Origin of the sequence: Enterobacter sp. R4-368 (assembly GCF_000410515.1) — a bacterium.
Taxonomy (GTDB): Bacteria; Pseudomonadota; Gammaproteobacteria; order Enterobacterales; family Enterobacteriaceae; genus Kosakonia.
The window spans coordinates 2,847,496-2,867,043 of the sequence record NC_021500.1; the positions used below are offsets into that span (position 1 = coordinate 2,847,496).

20 protein-coding genes are annotated in these 19,548 nt (G+C 55.2%); 12 read left to right on the plus strand and 8 right to left on the minus strand.

Annotated features, from left to right (window positions below):
• Nucleotides 1-103 precede the first annotated feature (103 nt).
• The 7 genes from mtlD to trmL all read left to right on the plus strand — a co-directional run bounded on the left by mtlD (nucleotide 104) and on the right by trmL (nucleotide 6,643).
• The gene (mtlD, locus tag H650_RS13365; RefSeq protein WP_020455726.1) at nucleotides 104-1,252 is read left to right on the plus strand and encodes a mannitol-1-phosphate 5-dehydrogenase; all 1,149 of its coding nucleotides are present in this window, start codon (nucleotides 104-106) and stop codon (nucleotides 1,250-1,252) included.
• Nucleotides 1,252-1,839 carry a mannitol operon repressor MtlR gene (gene mtlR / locus H650_RS13370; RefSeq protein WP_044489524.1) on the plus strand — a complete coding sequence of 196 codons (588 nt, stop codon included), beginning with the start codon at nucleotides 1,252-1,254 and terminating at the stop codon, nucleotides 1,837-1,839. The genes mtlD and mtlR overlap by 1 nt, the downstream gene beginning before the upstream one ends.
• A 55-nt stretch (nucleotides 1,840-1,894) precedes the next feature.
• On the plus strand, nucleotides 1,895-2,257 hold the full coding sequence (locus tag H650_RS13375) for a YibL family ribosome-associated protein (RefSeq protein WP_020455728.1): 363 nt from the start codon (nucleotides 1,895-1,897) through the stop codon (nucleotides 2,255-2,257).
• A gap of 263 nt (nucleotides 2,258-2,520) precedes the next feature.
• A complete protein-coding gene (gene lldP, locus H650_RS13380; protein ID WP_020455729.1) occupies nucleotides 2,521-4,176 on the plus strand; it encodes an L-lactate permease in 1,656 nt (551 codons plus the stop codon).
• Entirely contained in the window at nucleotides 4,173-4,949 is a 777-nt protein-coding gene (lldR, locus tag H650_RS13385) for a transcriptional regulator LldR (RefSeq protein ID WP_020455730.1), read from the plus strand. The genes lldP and lldR overlap by 4 nt, the downstream gene beginning before the upstream one ends.
• Nucleotides 4,946-6,133, plus strand: coding sequence for an FMN-dependent L-lactate dehydrogenase LldD (gene lldD, locus H650_RS13390; protein WP_020455731.1), 1,188 nt, complete (start codon nucleotides 4,946-4,948; stop codon nucleotides 6,131-6,133). The genes lldR and lldD overlap by 4 nt, the downstream gene beginning before the upstream one ends.
• A gap of 36 nt (nucleotides 6,134-6,169) precedes the next feature.
• A complete protein-coding gene (gene trmL / locus H650_RS13395; RefSeq protein WP_020455732.1) occupies nucleotides 6,170-6,643 on the plus strand; it encodes a tRNA (uridine(34)/cytosine(34)/5-carboxymethylaminomethyluridine(34)-2'-O)-methyltransferase TrmL in 474 nt (157 codons plus the stop codon).
• Nucleotides 6,644-6,873: 230 nt separating this feature from the next.
• Here trmL and cysE read toward each other — a convergent pair whose 3' ends face one another.
• The 5 genes from cysE to H650_RS13420 all read right to left on the minus strand — a co-directional run bounded on the left by cysE (nucleotide 6,874) and on the right by H650_RS13420 (nucleotide 10,011).
• Nucleotides 6,874-7,695 carry a serine O-acetyltransferase gene (gene cysE / locus H650_RS13400; RefSeq protein ID WP_017458195.1) on the minus strand — a complete coding sequence of 274 codons (822 nt, stop codon included), beginning with the start codon at nucleotides 7,693-7,695 and terminating at the stop codon, nucleotides 6,874-6,876.
• 84 nt (nucleotides 7,696-7,779) lie between these two features.
• Nucleotides 7,780-8,790, minus strand: a complete 1,011-nt coding sequence (gene gpsA, locus H650_RS13405) for an NAD(P)H-dependent glycerol-3-phosphate dehydrogenase (RefSeq protein WP_017458194.1) — start codon at nucleotides 8,788-8,790, stop codon at nucleotides 7,780-7,782.
• Nucleotides 8,790-9,257, minus strand: coding sequence for a protein-export chaperone SecB (gene secB / locus H650_RS13410; RefSeq protein WP_017458193.1), 468 nt, complete (start codon nucleotides 9,255-9,257; stop codon nucleotides 8,790-8,792). The genes gpsA and secB overlap by 1 nt, the downstream gene beginning before the upstream one ends.
• 39 nt (nucleotides 9,258-9,296) lie before the next feature.
• Complete coding sequence (gene grxC / locus H650_RS13415) at nucleotides 9,297-9,548, minus strand: glutaredoxin 3 (RefSeq protein WP_020455733.1); 252 nt, start codon at nucleotides 9,546-9,548, stop codon at nucleotides 9,297-9,299.
• A gap of 31 nt (nucleotides 9,549-9,579) precedes the next feature.
• The gene (locus H650_RS13420; protein ID WP_017458191.1) at nucleotides 9,580-10,011 is read right to left on the minus strand and encodes a rhodanese-like domain-containing protein; all 432 of its coding nucleotides are present in this window, start codon (nucleotides 10,009-10,011) and stop codon (nucleotides 9,580-9,582) included.
• Between the two features lie 245 nt (nucleotides 10,012-10,256).
• On the opposite strand from H650_RS13420, the gene gpmM reads away from it, so the two are divergent.
• Genes gpmM through H650_RS13435 form a run of 3 tightly spaced genes read left to right on the plus strand, consistent with a single transcriptional unit; the run spans nucleotide 10,257 to nucleotide 14,012 of the window.
• Complete coding sequence (gene gpmM / locus H650_RS13425; protein ID WP_020455734.1) at nucleotides 10,257-11,804, plus strand: 2,3-bisphosphoglycerate-independent phosphoglycerate mutase; 1,548 nt, start codon at nucleotides 10,257-10,259, stop codon at nucleotides 11,802-11,804.
• Nucleotides 11,805-11,813: 9 nt separating this feature from the next.
• Entirely contained in the window at nucleotides 11,814-13,079 is a 1,266-nt protein-coding gene (gene envC, locus H650_RS13430) for a murein hydrolase activator EnvC (RefSeq protein WP_044489525.1), read from the plus strand.
• Between the two features lie 3 nt (nucleotides 13,080-13,082).
• The gene (locus tag H650_RS13435; protein WP_020455736.1) at nucleotides 13,083-14,012 is read left to right on the plus strand and encodes a divergent polysaccharide deacetylase family protein; all 930 of its coding nucleotides are present in this window, start codon (nucleotides 13,083-13,085) and stop codon (nucleotides 14,010-14,012) included.
• Nucleotides 14,013-14,064: 52 nt separating this feature from the next.
• On the opposite strand, the gene H650_RS13440 is transcribed toward H650_RS13435, so the two are convergent.
• The 3 genes from H650_RS13440 to kbl all read right to left on the minus strand — a co-directional run bounded on the left by H650_RS13440 (nucleotide 14,065) and on the right by kbl (nucleotide 17,349).
• Nucleotides 14,065-15,018, minus strand: a complete 954-nt coding sequence (locus H650_RS13440) for a glycosyltransferase (RefSeq protein WP_020455737.1) — start codon at nucleotides 15,016-15,018, stop codon at nucleotides 14,065-14,067.
• Nucleotides 15,019-15,117: 99 nt separating this feature from the next.
• A complete protein-coding gene (gene tdh, locus H650_RS13445) occupies nucleotides 15,118-16,143 on the minus strand; it encodes an L-threonine 3-dehydrogenase (RefSeq protein ID WP_020455738.1) in 1,026 nt (341 codons plus the stop codon).
• 9 nt (nucleotides 16,144-16,152) lie between these two features.
• Complete coding sequence (gene kbl / locus H650_RS13450) at nucleotides 16,153-17,349, minus strand: glycine C-acetyltransferase (RefSeq protein WP_020455739.1); 1,197 nt, start codon at nucleotides 17,347-17,349, stop codon at nucleotides 16,153-16,155.
• A 216-nt stretch (nucleotides 17,350-17,565) separates the two neighbouring features.
• On the opposite strand from kbl, the gene rfaD reads away from it, so the two are divergent.
• Together rfaD and rfaF are read left to right on the plus strand one after the other, a co-directional pair.
• Complete coding sequence (gene rfaD / locus H650_RS13455; protein ID WP_017458185.1) at nucleotides 17,566-18,498, plus strand: ADP-glyceromanno-heptose 6-epimerase; 933 nt, start codon at nucleotides 17,566-17,568, stop codon at nucleotides 18,496-18,498.
• Between the two features lie 2 nt (nucleotides 18,499-18,500).
• Nucleotides 18,501-19,547: an ADP-heptose--LPS heptosyltransferase RfaF gene (gene rfaF, locus H650_RS13460; RefSeq protein WP_020455740.1), complete on the plus strand. Its 1,047-nt coding sequence runs from the start codon at nucleotides 18,501-18,503 to the stop codon at nucleotides 19,545-19,547.
• Nucleotide 19,548 lies beyond the last annotated feature (1 nt).

A 19,548-nucleotide genomic window follows, 5' to 3' on the forward strand; every position in this document is an offset into this window, starting at 1 on the left:
TTTTCCTCCCTCTCCCCACGGGGAGAGGGCTAGGGTGAGGGGAAATATTTGCGGTTCCTCACCCCAGCCCTCTCGGGTAAAAACATTGATAAAGGTTAAGACTATGAAAGCATTACATTTTGGCGCAGGTAATATCGGACGTGGCTTTATCGGCAAGTTGCTCGCCGACGCGGGGATTGAACTGACGTTCGCCGATGTGAACCAGGTGGTGCTCGACGCCCTTAATGCCCGTCATAGCTATCAGGTGCATGTGGTTGGTGAAAAAGAGCAGGTCGATACCGTCTCCGGCGTTAACGCCGTGAGCAGCATTGGCGACGAAGTTGTCGACCTGATTGCACACGTTGATCTGGTGACCACGGCGGTCGGCCCGGTGGTGCTGGAACGCATCGCCCCGGCTATCGCCAAAGGTCTGGCAAAACGTAAAGCGCAGGGCATTAACACACCGCTGAACATTATCGCTTGTGAAAATATGGTGCGCGGCACCACGCAGTTGAAAGGGCATGTCATCAACGCACTGGCGGACGCCGACAAAGCCTGGGTTGAAGAACACGTTGGCTTCGTAGATTCCGCCGTTGACCGTATTGTTCCGCCGTCGGCATCCGCGACTAACGATCCGCTGGAAGTAACGGTTGAAACCTTCAGCGAGTGGATTGTCGACAAAACCCAGTTCAAGGGCGCGCTGCCGAACATTCCGGGTATGGAATTAACTGATAACCTGATGGCATTTGTTGAACGTAAGCTCTTCACGCTGAATACCGGGCATGCTATAACCGCGTACCTTGGAAAACAGACCGGCCATCAAACCATTCGCGACGCAATTCTGGATGCCAATATCCGTGCGGTTGTGAAAGGCGCAATGGAAGAGAGCGGCGCGGTGCTGATCAAACGTTATGGCTTCGATGCCGACAAGCATGCTGCGTACATTCAGAAAATCCTGGGCCGTTTTGAAAACCCCTATCTGAAAGACGATGTTGAGCGCGTTGGTCGTCAACCGCTGCGTAAACTGAGCGCGGGCGATCGCCTGATCAAACCCCTGCTCGGCACGCTGGAGTACAACCTGCCGCACGCCAACCTGGTGAAAGGCATTGCCGCTGCCATGCATTACCGCAGCGAGCAGGATCCGCAGGCGCAGGAGCTGGCTCAGCTTATCGAAGAGAAAGGCCCGCAAGCCGCGCTGGCGCAGGTTTCCGGCCTGGATGCTAACAGTCCGGTCGTTAACGAAGCCGTCAGCGCCTATAACGCCATGGCATGATGCCGACGATGGCGCGGGAGATCCCGCGCCAGTTAACGAAATTGTCAGATATGCAGGCAATAATGGAAAAAACGCAGGCTTTCGAAAACCGTGTTCTCGAGCGTCTGAATGCTGGCAAAACCGTGCGAAGCTTTTTGATCGCCGCCGTTGAGCTACTCAACGAAGCTATCAATATTCTGGTGTTGCAGGTATTTCGCAAAGATGACTACGCGGTGAAATACGCTGTAGAGCCGCTGCTTGACGGAGATGGACCGCTGGGCAATTTGTCCGTGCGTTTAAAGTTGATTTACGGTCTGGGTGTCATTTCTCGCCCGGAATACGAAGACGCCGAGCTGTTGATGGCGCTGCGTGAAGAGCTCAATCACGATGGCACAGAGTACGCATTTACCGATGATGAGATCCTCGGGCCATTTGGTGAGCTGCACTGTGTTGCCGCCCTGCCGCCAACGCCGGTGTTTGATACCAGTGACGCCAGGCTTTTAGCCATGCAAAAACAGCGCTACCAGCAAGTCGTGCGTTCAACCATGGTGCTCTCTCTGACCGAGCTTATTTCCCGTATCAGCTTAAAAAAAGCATTCCAGAAATAACCTGCGCCATAAATACTGTATCCTTATCGTTTTACTCCCCAACGAATTGAGCCCCATGAAAGAAGTCGAAAAAAACGAAATCAAGCGTCTGAGCGACCGCCTCGACGCGATTCGCCACCAGCAGGCGGATCTCTCCTTAGTTGACGCAGCAGAAAAATACGCGGAACTGGAAAAAGAGAAAACCACGCTGGAAAGCGAAATCGCCCGTCTGCGTGAGCAGTACACGCAAAAGCTGAGCAAAGAAGCGCAGAAACTGATGAAAATGCCGTTTCGCCGCGCCATCAGCAAAAAAGAGCAGGCCGACCTCGGCAAGCTGAAAAAAAGCGTCCGTGGTCTGGTGGTCGTACACCCGATGACTGCGCTGGGCCGCGAAATGGGTCTCGATGCAATGACCGGCTTCGCCAACAGCGAGTTCTGATCCTTTCTTTAACAGCCCTGGCCACACGCTAGCGCCAGGGCTGTTTAATTGGCCCTACCAATTCCTGCTGTTCCTCTCCCTGGTTCACAAATCCATCAAATCCCGTCACAGATATATTGCTTGCCAGCAACATCTGGATAACCATTCGTTATCACAACCCCTACACAACCCAACTGGCAGGACCACTTTTACAGAACATGTGACGCAGAGCTAAGCGCAGACTTGCCGCTCGCCGGTTTTGTTGTGGTTCTCAGGAGACCTGCATGAATCTCTGGCAACAGAATTACGACCCGGCTGGCAACCTTTGGCTTTCCAGCTTAATTGCATCGCTACCGATCCTGTTTTTCTTTTTTGCGCTGATAAAGCTCAAACTGAAAGGCTATGTGGCCGCCAGTTGGACTGTCGTTATCGCCCTTGGCGTGGCGCTGATGTTTTACCATATGCCGCTTGATCACGCGCTGGCCTCGGTGGTTTATGGCTTCTTTTACGGACTATGGCCGATTGCGTGGATCATTATCGCCGCCGTTTTTGTCTACAAAATCTCGGTCAAAACCGGGCAGTTCGACATTATCCGGTCTTCGATTTTGTCGATTACCCCCGACCAGCGCCTGCAAATGCTGATTGTCGGCTTTTCTTTCGGCGCGTTTCTGGAAGGGGCTGCGGGCTTTGGCGCGCCGGTCGCCATTACCGCCGCGTTGCTGGTGGGCTTAGGTTTTAACCCGCTGTATGCCGCAGGCTTGTGTCTGATCGTCAACACCGCGCCGGTCGCCTTTGGCGCAATGGGTATTCCGATCCTGGTTGCCGGACAGGTTACCGGGCTGGACAGCTTTGAAATCGGCCAGATGGTTGGCCGCCAGTTACCGTTCCTGACCATTATCGTGCTGTTCTGGATCATGGCGATTATGGACGGCTGGCGCGGCATTAAAGAGACCTGGCCGGCGGTGATTGTCGCGGGTGGCTCGTTTGCTATCGCCCAGTATCTGAGCTCCAACTTTATCGGCCCGGAACTGCCGGACATCATCTCATCGCTGGTTTCGCTGGTCTGCCTGACGTTGTTCCTCAAACGCTGGCGTCCGGTGCGCATCTTCCGCTTCGGCGATATGGGCGCATCGCAGGTGGATCTCGATTTGAAACGCACCCAATACAGCGGCGGGCAGATCCTGCGCGCCTGGTCACCGTTCCTGTTTTTGACCGCCACCGTGACGCTGTGGAGCGTGCCGCCGTTTAAGGCGCTGTTCGCCCCTGGTGGTGCGCTGTATGACTGGGTATTGACCCTTTCTGTACCGCACCTCGACAAGCTGGTCGCGCGTATGCCGCCGGTGGTGAGCGCCGCCACGCCTTACGCTGCGGTATATAAATTTGACTGGTTCTCCGCCACCGGCACCGCCATTCTGTTTGCCGCTATTTTGTCGATTATCTGGCTGCGCATGAAGCCGAAAGATGCCGTCACGACCTTTACCAGCACGCTGCGCGATCTGGCGCTGCCGATTTACTCGATTGGTATGGTGCTGGCCTTCGCCTTTATCTCTAACTACTCCGGGCTGTCATCGACGCTGGCATTGGCACTGGCGCACACCGGCAGTGCCTTCCCCTTCTTCTCGCCATTCCTCGGCTGGCTGGGCGTCTTCCTGACCGGTTCAGATACCTCATCCAACGCGCTCTTCGCGGCGCTGCAAGCCACGGCGGCGCAGCAAATTGGTGTGTCGGATGTGCTGATGGTGGCGGCGAATACTACGGGCGGCGTTACCGGCAAGATGATTTCGCCGCAGTCGATCGCCATTGCCTGTGCGGCGGTGGGGCTGGTGGGCAAAGAGTCCGACCTGTTCCGTTTTACTGTTAAACACAGCCTGATTTTCACCTGCATGGTGGGGGTGATTACTACACTTCAGGCCTATGTTCTGACCTGGATGATCCCATGAAAGTGTTACCCAGACGCCTGACAGACGAGGTTGCCGATCGTGTGCGGGCGCTGATTGCTGAACAACAGCTGGAAGCGGGCATGAAATTGCCCGCAGAGCGCCAGCTCGCCGTACAGCTTGGCGTGTCTCGCAACTCGTTGCGTGAAGCGTTATCAAAACTGGTCAGCGAAGGCCTGCTGCTCAGCCGTCGCGGCGGCGGTACGTTTGTGCGCTGGCAGCATGACGACTGGTCGGAGCAAAACATCGTCCAGCCGCTGAAAACGCTGCTGCATGATGACCCGGATTACAGTTTCGATATTCTTGAAGCGCGCCACGCCATTGAAGCCAGCACAGCCTGGCACGCGGCGATGCGCGCCACCGAGGCCGATAAAGAGAAAATTGTGCTGTGCTTTGAAGCCACACAATCCGACGACCCGGATCTCGCCTCGCAGGCCGATGTGCGTTTCCATCTCGCCATCGCCGAGGCTTCGCATAACGTGGTGTTATTGCAAACCATGCGCGGGTTCTTCGACCTGCTGCAATCCTCGGTAAAACAGAGCCGCCAGCGTATGTACCTCGTTCCGCCAGTGTTTTCACAACTGACCGAACAGCACCAGGCGGTGATGAACGCCATTCTTGCCGGAGACGCCGATGGCGCGCGCCAGGCGATGATGGCGCATCTCAGCTTCGTGCATACCACTATTCGCAAATTCGATGAAGATCAGGCCCGCCAGGCACGCATCACCCGCCTGCCCGACGAGCAGCACATTCACTCCAGGGAGAAAAAAGCATGATTATTTCCGCAGCCAGCGACTATCGCGCGGCGGCTAAACGCATTTTGCCGCCGTTCTTGTTTCACTATATCGATGGCGGCGCGTATGCCGAATACACCCTGCGCCGCAACGTTGAAGACCTGTCCCAGGTGGCGCTGCGCCAGCGGGTGCTGAAAGACATGTCTGAACTGAGCCTCGAAACCACGTTGTTTAATGAAAAGTTATCGATGCCGGTGGCGCTGGCCCCGGTTGGCTTGTGCGGCATGTACGCCCGGCGCGGTGAAGTGCAGGCGGCGGGCGCGGCGGATGCGAAAGGCATTCCTTTTACGCTCTCGACAGTGTCCGTCTGTCCGATTGAAGAGGTTGCGCCGACAATTAAGCGCCCGATGTGGTTCCAGTTATATGTGCTGCGCGATCGCGGCTTTATGCGTAATGCGCTGGAGCGGGCGAAAGCCGCCGGTTGCTCAACGCTGGTATTCACCGTGGATATGCCTACCCCAGGCGCGCGCTACCGCGATGCCCATTCCGGTATGAGCGGCCCGAATGCGGCGCTGCGCCGTTATCTGCAATCGGTGCTGCATCCGCAGTGGGCGTGGGATGTCGGCGTTAACGGGCGGCCGCATGACCTGGGGAATATCTCCGCCTATCTCGGCAAGCCGACCGGGCTGGAGGATTACATTGGCTGGCTGGCGAAGAATTTTGATCCGTCGATTTCGTGGAAAGACCTGGAGTGGATCCGTGAATTCTGGGATGGCCCGATGGTGATCAAAGGGATCCTCGACCCGGAAGATGCCCGCGACGCGGTACGTTTTGGCGCAGATGGCATTGTGGTTTCTAACCACGGCGGCCGCCAGCTCGACGGTGTGCTCTCTTCCGCCCGCGCGCTTCCGGCGATTGCCGATGCGGTGAAAGGCGATATCACCATCCTGGCCGACAGCGGCATCCGTAACGGGCTGGATGTGGTGCGCATGCTGGCGCTTGGCGCAGATTCCGTCCTGCTGGGCCGCGCGTATCTGTATGCGCTGGCAACGCATGGTCGCCAGGGCGTGGCGAATCTGCTGGATCTGATTGAGAAAGAGATGCGCGTGGCGATGACGCTGACCAGCGCGAAATCGATTCGCGACATCAGCAAAGATTCACTGGTACAGGGGCTGAACCAGTTACCTGCCGGGCTGGCACCGTTGTCGCATGGCGACGCCGCCTAGAGAGTGCTATCCTGCCCCCGCTATTAAGGGGGCAGTATGTTAAACATCGTTTTATTCGAACCTGAAATCCCGCCAAATACCGGGAATATCATCCGCTTATGCGCCAATACCGGTTTTCGTCTGCATATCATTGAACCGATGGGCTTCACCTGGGACGACAAGCGCCTGCGCCGCGCAGGGCTGGACTACCATGAGTTCGCCGCAGTAAAACGCCATCACGATTACGCCGCGTTTGTCGACGCCGAACAGCCGCAACGCTTATTTGCCCTCACTACTAAAGGGACGCCAGCACACAGTGCGGTGAGCTACCAGGATGGTGATTATTTGATGTTTGGCCCGGAAACGCGCGGCCTGCCAGCGACTATCCTTGACGCACTGCCGCCAGAGCAAAAAATCCGCATTCCGATGATGCCGGACAGCCGCAGCATGAACCTGTCAAACGCAGTGTCAGTGGTGGTATATGAAGCCTGGCGCCAGCTCGGTTACCCGGGCGCGGTGCTGCGTAGCTGAAGGGAAATTAACGGGCGACGTCAACACGTTATCCGACCTGCGGATAGCGATGCCTGTCATGACGGACGCATTTATTTTTCTGCGCTACTGGCGAAACGCGCAGCGAAGAAAACCGGCGCGAACACAGAATCCTGGGGATTATTTGCTTCGCGCCTCCTGCGGATGTTCAACGCGCTGTCGCGTTTCGCGCACGGCTCTGGTTCAGACTGGCGAGTAAAATAGCCACGCAATTAAATCCCGTCGCCGTACTCGAACCCGTGGTTGATCCCGTTGAAATGCTGATCCATATCCATTGACGGTTTGTCGCTTTCCGGCTTGCCGACAATCCGCGCCGGCACGCCTGCTGCCGTGGTATGCGGCGGCACCGGTTGCAATACCACCGAACCCGCGCCAATTTTCGCCCCACGGCCCACTTCGATGTTGCCGAGAATTTTGGCACCTGCGCCAATCATCACCCCTTCGCGGATTTTCGGATGGCGATCGCCGCTGGTTTTGCCGGTCCCGCCAAGCGTGACCGATTGCAGGATCGACACGTCATCTTCAATGACTGCCGTTTCGCCCACCACGATGCCTGTTGCGTGGTCGAGCATAATCCCACGGCCAATTCGCGCCGCCGGGTGAATATCGACCTGGAAACTGACCGACACCTGGTTTTGCAGGAAAATCGCCAGCGCCTCGCGCCCCTGCGTCCACAACCAGTGCCCAATACGGTATGCCTGTAACGCATGGAAACCTTTCAGATAGAGTAGCGGCGTGGAATATTTATCCACCGCCGGGTCGCGCGTGCGCACGGCCTGGATATCACAGGCGGCGGAGGCGATCATTTCCGGGTCGGCAGCATAGGCTTCTTCGACGACTTCACGAATGGCAATCGCGGGCATAATCGGCGAGGCAAGCTTGTTCGCCAGCATATAGCTCAGTGCGCTGCCGAGGTTTTCATGCTTGAGTAATGTCGCGTGGTAAAAACTGGCCAGCATTGGCTCACATTCCGCCAGTGCCCGGGCTTCGGCTTTGATATTTTTCCAGACCAGATCCAGTTCTTCACACGGCATTGCTTACTCCAGACGTGATAAGACGACAGGCTGGTCTGCGCCAGCCTTATCGTGAGTTCAAAAAGAGTCCCTGCGACTAAGGGGTTAGTGCTCTTCCTTGCGGGCACGACCTAATAGGGTCAATGCTGCCTCGCGCGCATTTTTTCCGCAATACAATACCTGATAAATTTCCTCGGTTATTGGCATTTCGACGCCAAACCGGTGCGCCAGTGCGCGCACTTCTTTGGTATTGCGGTAACCTTCGACCACCTGGCCAATCTTGTCCTGGGCGCTTTGTACGTCCATGCCCTGGCCAAGCATCATGCCGAAGCGGCGGTTGCGCGACTGGTTGTCGGTACAAGTCAGCACTAAATCGCCTAAACCCGCCATGCCCATAAAGGTGGCAGGATCGGCACCCAGCGCGGCACCGAGACGTGACATTTCGGTCAAACCACGGGTGATCAGCGCTGTACGCGCATTGGCGCCAAAGCCAATGCCGTCGGACATGCCCGCGCCAATCGCAATGACGTTTTTCACCGCGCCGCCCAGTTGCACGCCGATGAAATCCGGGTTGCTGTAGACGCGGAAACTTTTGCCGCAGTGAAGGAGCTGCTGTAAATCCTCAGCGAACTGGGGATCCGCAGAAGCGAGGGAAATCGCCGTTGGCAGACCCGCCGCCAGCTCTTTGGCAAATGTCGGGCCGGAAATCACCGCCAGCGGAATATCCGGGCCTAACACTTCGCGCGCCACCTCTTCGAGCAGACGCCCGGTTTCGGCTTCCAGCCCTTTTGTCGCCCAGACGATACGCGCGTCATCGCGCATGAGCGGCTTGATTTGCGCCAGCACATCGCCAAAGACGTGGCTTGGCACCACCACCAGGATATTACGGCTGGCGGAAAGCGCGCGGGCAAGATCGCTCTCTAATTGCAGCGTGTCGGGGAAAGGCACATCGGGGAGGAACGCGGCGTTGCAACGGTCGTGTTGCAGGGTCGCGATATGTTTTGGGTCATGGCCCCACAGCACAACCGGGTGGCCATTTCTTGCCAGCGTGATGGCAAGAGCGGTGCCGTAAGAGCCGGCACCGATCACAGTCATTGCAGCATTAAGTGCGTTCATCAGGCATCCTGATGTTGTTCGGCACCTTCGCCAGTCTGCTGTTGCAGGTAGTTCATGAACAGCGCATCAAAATTCACTGGCGCAAGGTTCAGTTGCGGGAAAGTACCGCGGGAAACCAGGCTGGTGATGCACTCGCGGGCATACGGGAACAGAATGTTCGGGCAGTATGCACCCAGGCAGTGCGCCATCTGCGTTCCTTCGATACCGTCGATAGAGAAGATACCGCCCTGCTGTACTTCGCACAGGAAGCCAGTTTCTTCGCCCAGAGAAGCGGTCACGGTAACGCGCAGAACCACTTCATAAACACCTTCCGCCAGTTGGGTGGAGGCGGTGTCGAGATCCAGTTTCACTTCCGGCTGCCACTCTTTCTGGAAGATGTGTGGCGCATTCGGCGCTTCGAAAGAGATATCTTTCGTGTAGATACGCTGAATCTGGAAAGTCATTTCGGTGTTGTTTTGTTCAGACATGAGTGAATAACCCTTAAGTGTTGTAGTGCTCTAAAAGCATTAACGCAACAGCGGATCCAGCCCGCCACGCGCGTCCAGCGCATATAAATCGTCGCAGCCGCCAATGTGCTGCGCATCAATGAAAATCTGCGGAACCGTCGTACGGCCACTACGTTGAATCATCTCTTCGCGTTTTACCATATCACCGTCGATCGGCAGCTCAGCAAAAGCAACACCTTTGCTGTTCAGCAGCGCTTTTGCGCGGTGGCAAAACGGGCAAGTCGCTTTCGTGTAGATCTCAATATTGGCCATATCTCTTCTCCGATGTTTACCCGTGGGTAAATTATTTACCGCGAACTAACGGCAGGTTTTCGCCCATCCAGCCAGAGATACCGTCTTTCAGCACAAAGACCTTCTCGAAACCAGCTTTCACCAGCTCGTTCGCCGGGGTCTGGGCCTGCATGCCGGTACCATCAACAACGATAATCGGCGCGCTTTTGTGTTTTTCAAGCTCACCTACATTATTGGCTTTGATCTCGTTTGGCAGCAAATTCACCGCGCCTGCGATGTGACCTTTACGGAAATCATCACGCTGGCGTAAGTCCACTACCACGGCATCTTCTTTATTAATGAGGCGCGTAGCTTCGCCGCGAGAAATCACTTTCACTTTAGACGCAATGCCCTTGAAAGTGGTAAACAGCACAGCACCGAACAACGCAATCCAGGCGATACACAGGATTGGGTTGCGGCCAATAAATTGCATAATTTCTTGCATCTGGGGTTACAACTCCGGACTTAGTGATTAAAAACCAGCAAGGAGTATACCTGCGCAGTGGGGCAAATACAGCCAGCCAGCGCGACGGAATGCATTTTCTGCGGAGTGTTACAAAAAAAATAAAGACTCGCTGCGCAAACAAGGGGCTGGTCAGCCGCTTTCTTTGATCTTCTGCGGCTATTTTATCGATTCAGCTGTAGTAAAATTACGCAAATTTTTTGTCTTCTGAGCATGAGGTTGTCGCAATGTCGGTTTCTAAAAAACCTATGGTACTGGTGATTCTGGATGGCTACGGCTACCGTGAAGACCAGCAGGATAACGCTATTTTCAACGCTAAAACCCCGGTGATGGACAAACTGTGGGCAACCCGCCCGCATACGCTGATTGACGCGTCAGGCCTCGAAGTCGGCCTGCCGGATCGCCAGATGGGCAACTCCGAAGTCGGCCACGTTAACCTGGGTGCAGGACGTATTGTTTACCAGGATCTGACTCGCCTGGATAAAGAGATCAAAGAGCGTACGTTCTTTAGCAACCCGGTACTGGCCGGTGCGGTAGACAAAGCGGTTGCCGCTGGCAAAGCCGTGCACATTATGGGTCTGCTCTCCGCAGGCGGCGTGCACAGCCATGAAGATCATATTATGGCGATGGTGGAACTGGCCGCAGAACGCGGTGCGGAAAAAATCTATCTGCACGCTTTCCTCGATGGGCGTGACACGCCGCCGCGCAGCGCTGAATCCTCGCTGAAAAAATTCGAAGACAAGTTCGCCGCGCTGGGTAAAGGCCGTGTTGCGAGCATTATTGGTCGTTACTATGCGATGGATCGTGACAACCGCTGGGATCGCGTGGAACAAGCTTACAACCTGATGACCGAGGCCAAAGGCGAGTTCACCTTTGATAGCGCCGTTGCGGGTCTGCAAGCGGCTTACGCTCGCGACGAAAATGACGAGTTTGTAAAAGCGACGGTTATTCGCGCCGCAGGCCAGCCCGATGCGGCAATGGAAGATGGCGATGCGCTGATTTTCATGAACTTCCGCGCCGACCGCGCTCGTGAAATTACCCGCGCGTTCGTTAACGCAGACTTCGACGGTTTCGCACGTAAGAAAGTGGTTAAGCTGGGCGATTTCGTTATGCTGACCGAATATGCCGCCGACATCAAAACTGCCGTCGCCTATCCACCGGCTTCTCTGGCGAATACGCTCGGTGAGTGGATGGCGAAGCACAACAAAACTCAATTGCGTATTTCCGAAACGGAAAAATATGCCCACGTCACCTTCTTCTTTAACGGCGGCGTAGAAGAGCCGTTCCCGGGCGAAGACCGCATACTGATCAACTCGCCGAAAGTGGCGACTTACGATCTGCAACCGGAAATGAGCTCCGCAGAGCTGACCGAGAAACTGGTGGGTGCGATCACCAGCGGGAAGTACGACACCATTATTTGTAACTACCCGAACGGTGATATGGTCGGTCATACCGGCGTGTTTGAAGCTGCTGTCGCCGCTGTTGAAGCGCTGGATCACTGTGTTGCAGAGGTGAGCAAAGCGGTAGAATCCGTAGGTGGCCAGATGCTGATCACCGCCGACCACGGTAACGCCGAGCAGATGCGTGACCCGTCAACCGGTCAGGCACACACTGCGCATACCAACCTGCCGGTGCCGCTGATCTATGTTGGCGACAAAGCGCTGAAAGCCGTTTCCGGCGGTAAACTTTCCGACATCGCGCCGACTATGCTGACGCTGATGGGCATGGAAATCCCGCAAGAGATGACTGGTAAGCCGCTGTTCATCGTGGAATAATCGCTCCCCATGAGGGGAAAGGCGATTTTTTCAATTACATGGGTCGGGCTCCGACCCTTTCTTTGCGCCAGCGCACTCAGCGCTGGCGCATTGCTGTGCGCCGTTTCCGCCCACGCGGATGACCGCGATCAGCTCAAATCTATTCAGGCCGATATCGCTGAAAAAGAGCGCGCGGTACGCCAGCAACAACAGCAACGCGCGGGCCTTCTTGCCCAGTTAAAGGCACAGGAAGAAGCCATCTCTGCCGCCACTCGCCAGCTGCGGGAAACACAAAACACCCTCGCCCAGCTCAATAAGCAGATCGCCGAGATGAACGCCTCGATTGCCAAACTGGAACGTCAGCGCACCACGCAGGAACACAACCTGGCGGCGCAGCTTGATGCGGCGTTCCGCCAGGGGCCACACACCGGGATCCAGTTGATTCTGAGCGGTGAAGAGAGCCAGCGCGGCCAGCGTTTGCAGGCCTATTTTGGTTATCTCAACCAGGCGCGACAGGAAACCATCGCTCAGTTGAAACAGACACGCGAAGAGGTCGCCACGCAAAAATCCGAGCTGGAAGAGAAGCAGAGCCAGCAACAAACGCTGCTGTATGAGCAAAAAGCGCAGCAGGCCAAACTTGAACAAGCACGCAGTGAGCGGCAGAAAACTCTTTCTGGTCTGGAATCCTCCATTCAGGAAGGCCAGCAACAGCTCAGTGAAATGCGCGCCAACGAATCTCGCTTGCGCGATCGCCTCGCCCGCGCGGAAGCGGCAGCTAAAGCCCGTGCCGAACGTGAAGCCCGCGAAGCGCAAGCCGTGCGTGACCGCCAGAATGAAGCCAGCCGCAAAGGCACCACGTATAAACCTACCGAGAGCGAACGCTCACTGATGTCCCGCACCGGCGGTTTAGGTTCGCCGTCTGGCCAGGCCGTCTGGCCGGTTCGCGGCCCGTTACTGCATCGTTATGGCGAACAACTGCAGGGTGAGCTACGTTGGAAAGGGATTGTTATCGGCGCGTCTGAAGGCAGTGAAGTGAAAGCTATCGCCGACGGGCGTGTGATCCTCGCCGACTGGCTGCAAGGCTATGGCCTGGTGGTAGTGGTTGAACACGGCAAGGGCGACATGAGCCTTTACGGTTACAACCAGAGTGCGCTGGTGAGCGTAGGCACCCAGGTTCGCGCCGGTCAGCCGATAGCCCTCGTAGGGAGCAGTGGCGGTCAGGGCCGGCCTTCACTCTATTTCGAAATTCGCCGTCAGGGTCAGGCGGTCAATCCACAGCCGTGGTTGGGAAGATAAGGTTTGCTTCAATTTCGTCGTATTGTTTTGACGCTCGCCAGTGCGCTGGCGTTTTCCGCTCCGGTATTTGCCGGGAAACTGGCCATCGTGATCGACGATTTCGGCTACCGCCCACAAACTGAAAACCAGGTGCTGGCCATGCCGCAGGCGGTCTCCGTCGCGGTGCTGCCCAATGCAACGCATGCTCGCGAAATGGCGACCAAAGCGCACAACAGTGGCCATGAAGTGTTGATCCATCTTCCAATGGCACCGCTGAGTAAACAGCCGCTGGAAAAAGACACGCTGCGCCCGGAGATGAGTAGCGCAGAGATTGAGCGCATCATCAGCGATGCAGTCAACAAAGTGCCGTATGCCGTCGGGCTGAATAACCATATGGGTAGCGCCATGACGTCCAGTCTGTTTGGCATGCAGAAAGTGATGCAGGCGCTGGAGCGCTATAACCTCTATTTCCTTGATAGCATGACTATCGGCAATAGCCAGGCGCTGCGCGCCGCTTCCGGCACCGGGGTAAAAGTCATTAAGCGCAAGGTGTTCCTCGACGATACGCAAAACGAAGGCGATATCCGCCGTCAGTTTGACCGAGCCGTACAGTTAGCGCGTCGCAATGGTTCCGCCATTGCTATTGGTCACCCGCATCCCGCCACTGTTCGTGTTCTGCAACAGTCTCTCTACAATTTGCCGGCGGATATTACGCTGGTGCGCCCGAGCGATCTGCTCAATGAACCGCAGACAGATACCTCAACGCCCAACGCCACACCACCAGGCGGTACCGTTCAGCCACCGCGTAATCCGTTTCGCGGCGCAAAACTGTGTAAAGCGAAGCACAAACTTGAACCGGTTTATGTCAGCCGCTTCTTTGGCGTAATCAGTGAAAGTGTTGGCGAGAGTACGCTGGTGCGTTATATGCAGAATCAGTGGCAAGGGTGGAAGTAATAAAAATCCACCCATTGATGGGATTGGGGCTGACAGTAAAGACCTACTGTCTTTATGATCGCACAAATGCCATATAAAGCCGTAGCAGGAACCACATCTTACGCCCACTATTAACGCCTTTAAGCAGATCCACAAAGCGAATATGCTGAAAAAATTGCGCCCTCGCATACGGTTTATCTTTGGTCTTTTTACGATACATACCGAAGAAATGGCGGGCTTCTTCTAATGAATGAATTAGCAGCGCTCGTTTCACCTCATGGTACCGTGACTCGTTCGCCCAGCGAATCAGTTGGCTTATTACCCCAATATAGCTAAGAGTGCGCGAATCGAAATATTTCTTGCTGTGGGTAATGGAATTATGATTATCACAGTAAACATAGTCAGGCTTATCGGAAATATAAAAACGCCCATTACCTAATGCCAGCTCTGTGGTCCACAAAATATCTTTGTGGCTGCTTCCCAACTGAAAAGTTAGCTGTAGCTGATTGATATATTCAGACCTGACAATTTGCAGCCATAGATAATGCGGCCACTCACGAACGCCGACCACGTGGTTAATCCAACTAAAGCCTTTGATAGTTTTATTGTAAGGCTGATGATGATGGATTGTATTGCTGAAATCCCCCTCTCGCTGCTCATTGCGCCAGCCGTTGGCGATATAGACATCTACATCGTGGAGGTTTGCTTGCCGGAAACGATCCACAATCATATCGTCAGTAAAATCGTCATCAGCATCTAACAGAATAAGCCAGTCTCCACGACGGACGGCAATGCCAGCATTACGGGCAGCATAAACGCCCTGATTCGTCTGATGAACCACAATAAGACGTGGATCGTTAAAGGTCTGCAGTATTTCAGCGGTGTTGTCTGTGGAACCATCATTAACAATAATGACTTCCAGATTAATCCTTTTTTCACGGAGGATTTTTTCTATCATCGGGCCTAAAGTATCGCCACCGTTATAAACAGGAATAACGATACTTACATCTATCTTAGCCGTGCTCATTTGGCATTCCAGTTCTCACCATTATTAACGCTACGAGTATATGATAAAGCCTGGAGCAAAAGAAGCCAGGCCGCTCAGGATACGGCCCGGCTCAATGAGCTAATCCCAGCTCAGAATCACTTTGCCGGACTGCCCCGAGCGCATCGCGTCGAAGCCCTGCTGGAACTCGTTGATGCTGAAACGATGGGTAATAATCGGCGAAAGATCCAGACCAGACTGGATTAACGCCGCCATCTTATACCAGGTTTCGAACATCTCACGACCGTAAATGCCTTTGATAAACAGCCCTTTGAAGATGACTTTAGTCCAGTCGATAGACATATCGGACGGCGGAATCCCCAGCATCGCAATACGGCCGCCGTGGTTCATGGTGTCGAGCATCGTGCGAAACGCTGGCGGCGCACCGGACATCTCCAGACCCACGTCGAACCCTTCGGTCATACCCAGTTCTGCCATCACATCCGCCAGATTCTCTTTGGCGACGTTAACCGCGCGGGTAACACCCATTTTGCGCGCCAGATCGAGGCGGTACTCATTCACATCGGTGATAACCACATGGCGTGCACCAACGTGTTTTGCCACCGCTGCGGCCATAATACCAATCGGGCCTGCGCCGGAGACCAGCACATCTTCTCCCACCAAATCAAAGGAGAGCGCCGTGTGCACCGCGTTACCAAACGGATCGAAAATCGACGCCAAATCGTCAGATATATTGTCGGGGATTTTGAAAGCGTTGAACGCCGGGATCACCAGGTATTCGGCAAAACAGCCCGGACGGTTGACGCCCACACCCGTGGTGTTACGGCACAGATGCGTACGCCCGGCGCGGCAGTTACGGCAATGACCACAGGTAATATGGCCTTCACCGGAAACGCGATCGCCAATTTTAAAACCTTTCACTTCCTGGCCGATGCCCACCACTTCGCCGACATATTCATGGCCGACGACCATCGGTACAGGAATGGTTTTTTGCGACCAGTCGTCCCAGTTGTAGATGTGCACGTCAGTGCCACAAATCGCGGTTTTGCGAATTTTAATCAGCAGATCGTTATGACCAACATCCGGCTCCGGTACGTCGGTCATCCAGATGCCTTCTTCTGCTTTCAGTTTGGATAACGCTTTCATTTCACGCCCTCAGGCAATCACACCCAGTTGTTTACCAATGCGGGTAAAGGCAGCAACCGCACGCTCAATTTGTTCAGGCGTATGCGCCGCAGACATCTGTGTGCGGATACGCGCCTGACCTTTTGGCACCACCGGGAAGAAGAAACCGGTGACGTAAATCCCCTCTTTTTGCAGCTCACGTGCGAAGTTTTGCGCCACCACTGCATCGCCCAGCATCACCGGGATAATGGCGTGGTCTGCCCCTGCCAGCGTAAAGCCTGCGGCGGTCATCCTTTCGCGGAACAGACGGGCATTTGCCCACAGGCGATCGCGCAGCTCAGCACCGGACTCAAGCATTTCCAGCACTTTAATGGACGCGGCAACAATGGCGGGTGCCAGTGAGTTGGAGAAAAGATACGGGCGGGAACGCTGACGCAGCCACTCCACCACCTCTTTACGCGCCGCGGTGTAACCGCCGGACGCGCCGCCAAGCGCTTTGCCGAGCGTGCCGGTGATGATGTCCACCCGCCCCATCACGTCGCAATATTCATGCGTACCGCGACCATTCACGCCAACAAAACCGACCGCGTGAGAGTCATCGACCATCACCAGCGCGTCATATTTATCCGCCAGATCGCACACGCCTTGCAGGTTAGCGATCACGCCGTCCATGGAAAACACGCCATCGGTCGCAATCAGTACATGACGCGCGCCCGCTTCACGCGCCTCTTTCAGGCGGGCTTCCAGCTCCTGCATATCGTTATTAGCGTAGCGATAGCGCTTCGCTTTACACAAACGCACACCGTCGATAATAGAAGCATGGTTCAGCGCGTCGGAAATAATGGCGTCTTCCGCGCCAAGCAGCGTTTCAAACAGGCCGCCGTTCGCATCAAAGCAGGAGGAGTAGAGAATGGAATCTTCCATACCGAGGAAATCGGCCAGCTTCTTCTCCAGCGCTTTGTGGCTATCTTGCGTACCACAGATAAAGCGCACGGAGGCCATACCAAAGCCGTGGCTGTCCATACCGGCTTTCGCGGCAGCAATCAAATCAGGGTGGTTGGCAAGGCCAAGATAGTTATTGGCGCAGAAGTTAATAACATGGTCGCCATTGGCCACGGTGATATCAGCCTGCTGGGCCGACGTAATAATGCGTTCTTCTTTAAACAACCCTTCCGCACGCGCGGTTTCCAGGTCGTTCGTTAACTGTTTATAAAAATCCCCACGCATCGCAATTCTCCAGACTGGGCAAATTTCGGCACATATTACCGAAAGGTATACGGTGATACGAGATGACGCAGCATCCATTCTTCATTTTGTAGCATAAATCACGCATAGGCATATCGTTCATTGGGTGAATGGCTGAAGGGTCGTCAATGTGATGATATGATAAGAGACATTAGTGTCTGAGATCGTCTCAACGCTCCACTTTTCAAAGGTACAGTTATGATCATCGTGACCGGCGGCGCGGGTTTTATCGGTAGCAACATCGTTAAGGCCCTGAATGATAAAGGCATCACCGATATTCTGGTGGTGGATAACCTGAAAGACGGCACCAAATTCGTCAATCTGGTCGACCTGCACATTGCCGACTACATGGATAAAGAAGATTTTCTGATCCAGATTATGTCTGGTGAAGAGTTCGGTGATATTGAAGCCGTATTCCACGAAGGTGCGTGTTCATCCACCACCGAGTGGGATGGCAAGTACATGATGGATAACAACTATCAGTACTCCAAAGAGCTGCTGCACTACTGCCTGGAGCGCGAAATCCCGTTCCTGTACGCATCTTCTGCCGCGACTTACGGTGGCCGTACTTCGGACTTTATCGAATCCCGTGAATACGAAAAGCCGCTTAACGTTTACGGCTACTCAAAAATGCTGTTCGACGAGTATGTGCGCGGCATCCTGCCGGAAGCGAACTCCCCGATCGTCGGCTTCCGCTACTTCAACGTGTATGGCCCGCGCGAAGGGCATAAAGGCAGCATGGCGAGCGTGGCCTTCCATCTCAATACCCAGTTGAACAACGGCGAAAGCCCGAAACTGTTCGAAGGCAGCGAAAACTTCAAACGCGATTTCGTCTACGTAGGCGATGTTGCGGCGGTCAACCTGTGGTTCTGGGAAAACGGTGTTTCCGGTATCTACAATCTGGGTACCGGTCGCGCGGAATCTTTCCAGGCCGTTGCCGACGCCACTCTGGCCTTCCACAAAAAAGGCAGCATCGAATACATTCCGTTCCCGGACAAACTGAAAGGCCGCTACCAGGCGTTTACCCAGGCGGATCTGACCAACCTGCGCGCGGCGGGTTACGACAAACCGTTTAAAACCGTCGCCGAAGGCGTAACCGAGTATATGGCCTGGCTGAACCGCGACGCGTAAGTATGAAAATTTTGGTCATTGGCCCGTCCTGGGTCGGCGACATGATGATGTCGCAGAGTCTTTACCGCACGCTTAAAGCGCGCTTTCCCCAGGCGATAATCGATGTGATGGCACCCGCGTGGTGCCGTCCACTTTTATCACGCATGCCGGAAGTCAACGAAGCGATCCCAATGCCGCTCGGCCACGGTGCGCTGGAAATTGGCGCACGCCGTAAGCTGGGCCACAGCCTGCGCGAGCGCCGTTATGACCGCGCCTACGTGCTGCCCAATTCGTTTAAATCCGCGCTGGTACCGTTCTTTGCCAACGTGCCGCACCGTACCGGCTGGCGCGGTGAAATGCGTTACGGTCTGCTCAATGACGCTCGCGTACTGGATAAACAAGCCTGGCCGTTAATGGTGGAGCGCTATGTGGCGCTGGCCTATGACAAAGGTGTGATGCGCTCGGCGCAGGATCTGCCGCAGCCGCTGCTGTGGCCGCAGTTGCAGGTTAACGACAGCGAGAAATTACAAGTTTGCGCGACGTTTGATATTTCTGCCGAACGCCCGGTGATTGGTTTTTGCCCCGGCGCAGAATTCGGCCCGGCCAAACGCTGGCCGCACTACCATTACGCAGAACTGGCCAAGCAACTAATTGATGAAGGCTACCAGGTGTTGCTGTTTGGTTCGGCGAAAGATCACGAAGCGGGCAACGAGATTCTGGCCTCGCTGAGTACCGAGCAGCAAGCCTGGTGCCGCAATCTGGCCGGTGAAACGCAGCTGGAACAAGCCGTAGTGCTAATTGCCGCCTGTAAAGCGATCGTTACCAATGATTCCGGTTTGATGCATGTCGCCGCCGCGCTTAATCGTCCGCTGGTGGCGCTTTACGGCCCAAGCAGCCCGGATTTCACTCCGCCGTTGTCGCACAAAGCCCGCGTGATCCGCCTGATTTCCGGCTACCACAAAGTGCGCAAAGGCGACGCCGCTGAAGGCTATCACCAGAGTCTGATCGACATTACCCCGCAGCGCGTACTGGAAGAGTTGAACGCGCTGTTGCTGGACGCGGAAGGATAAC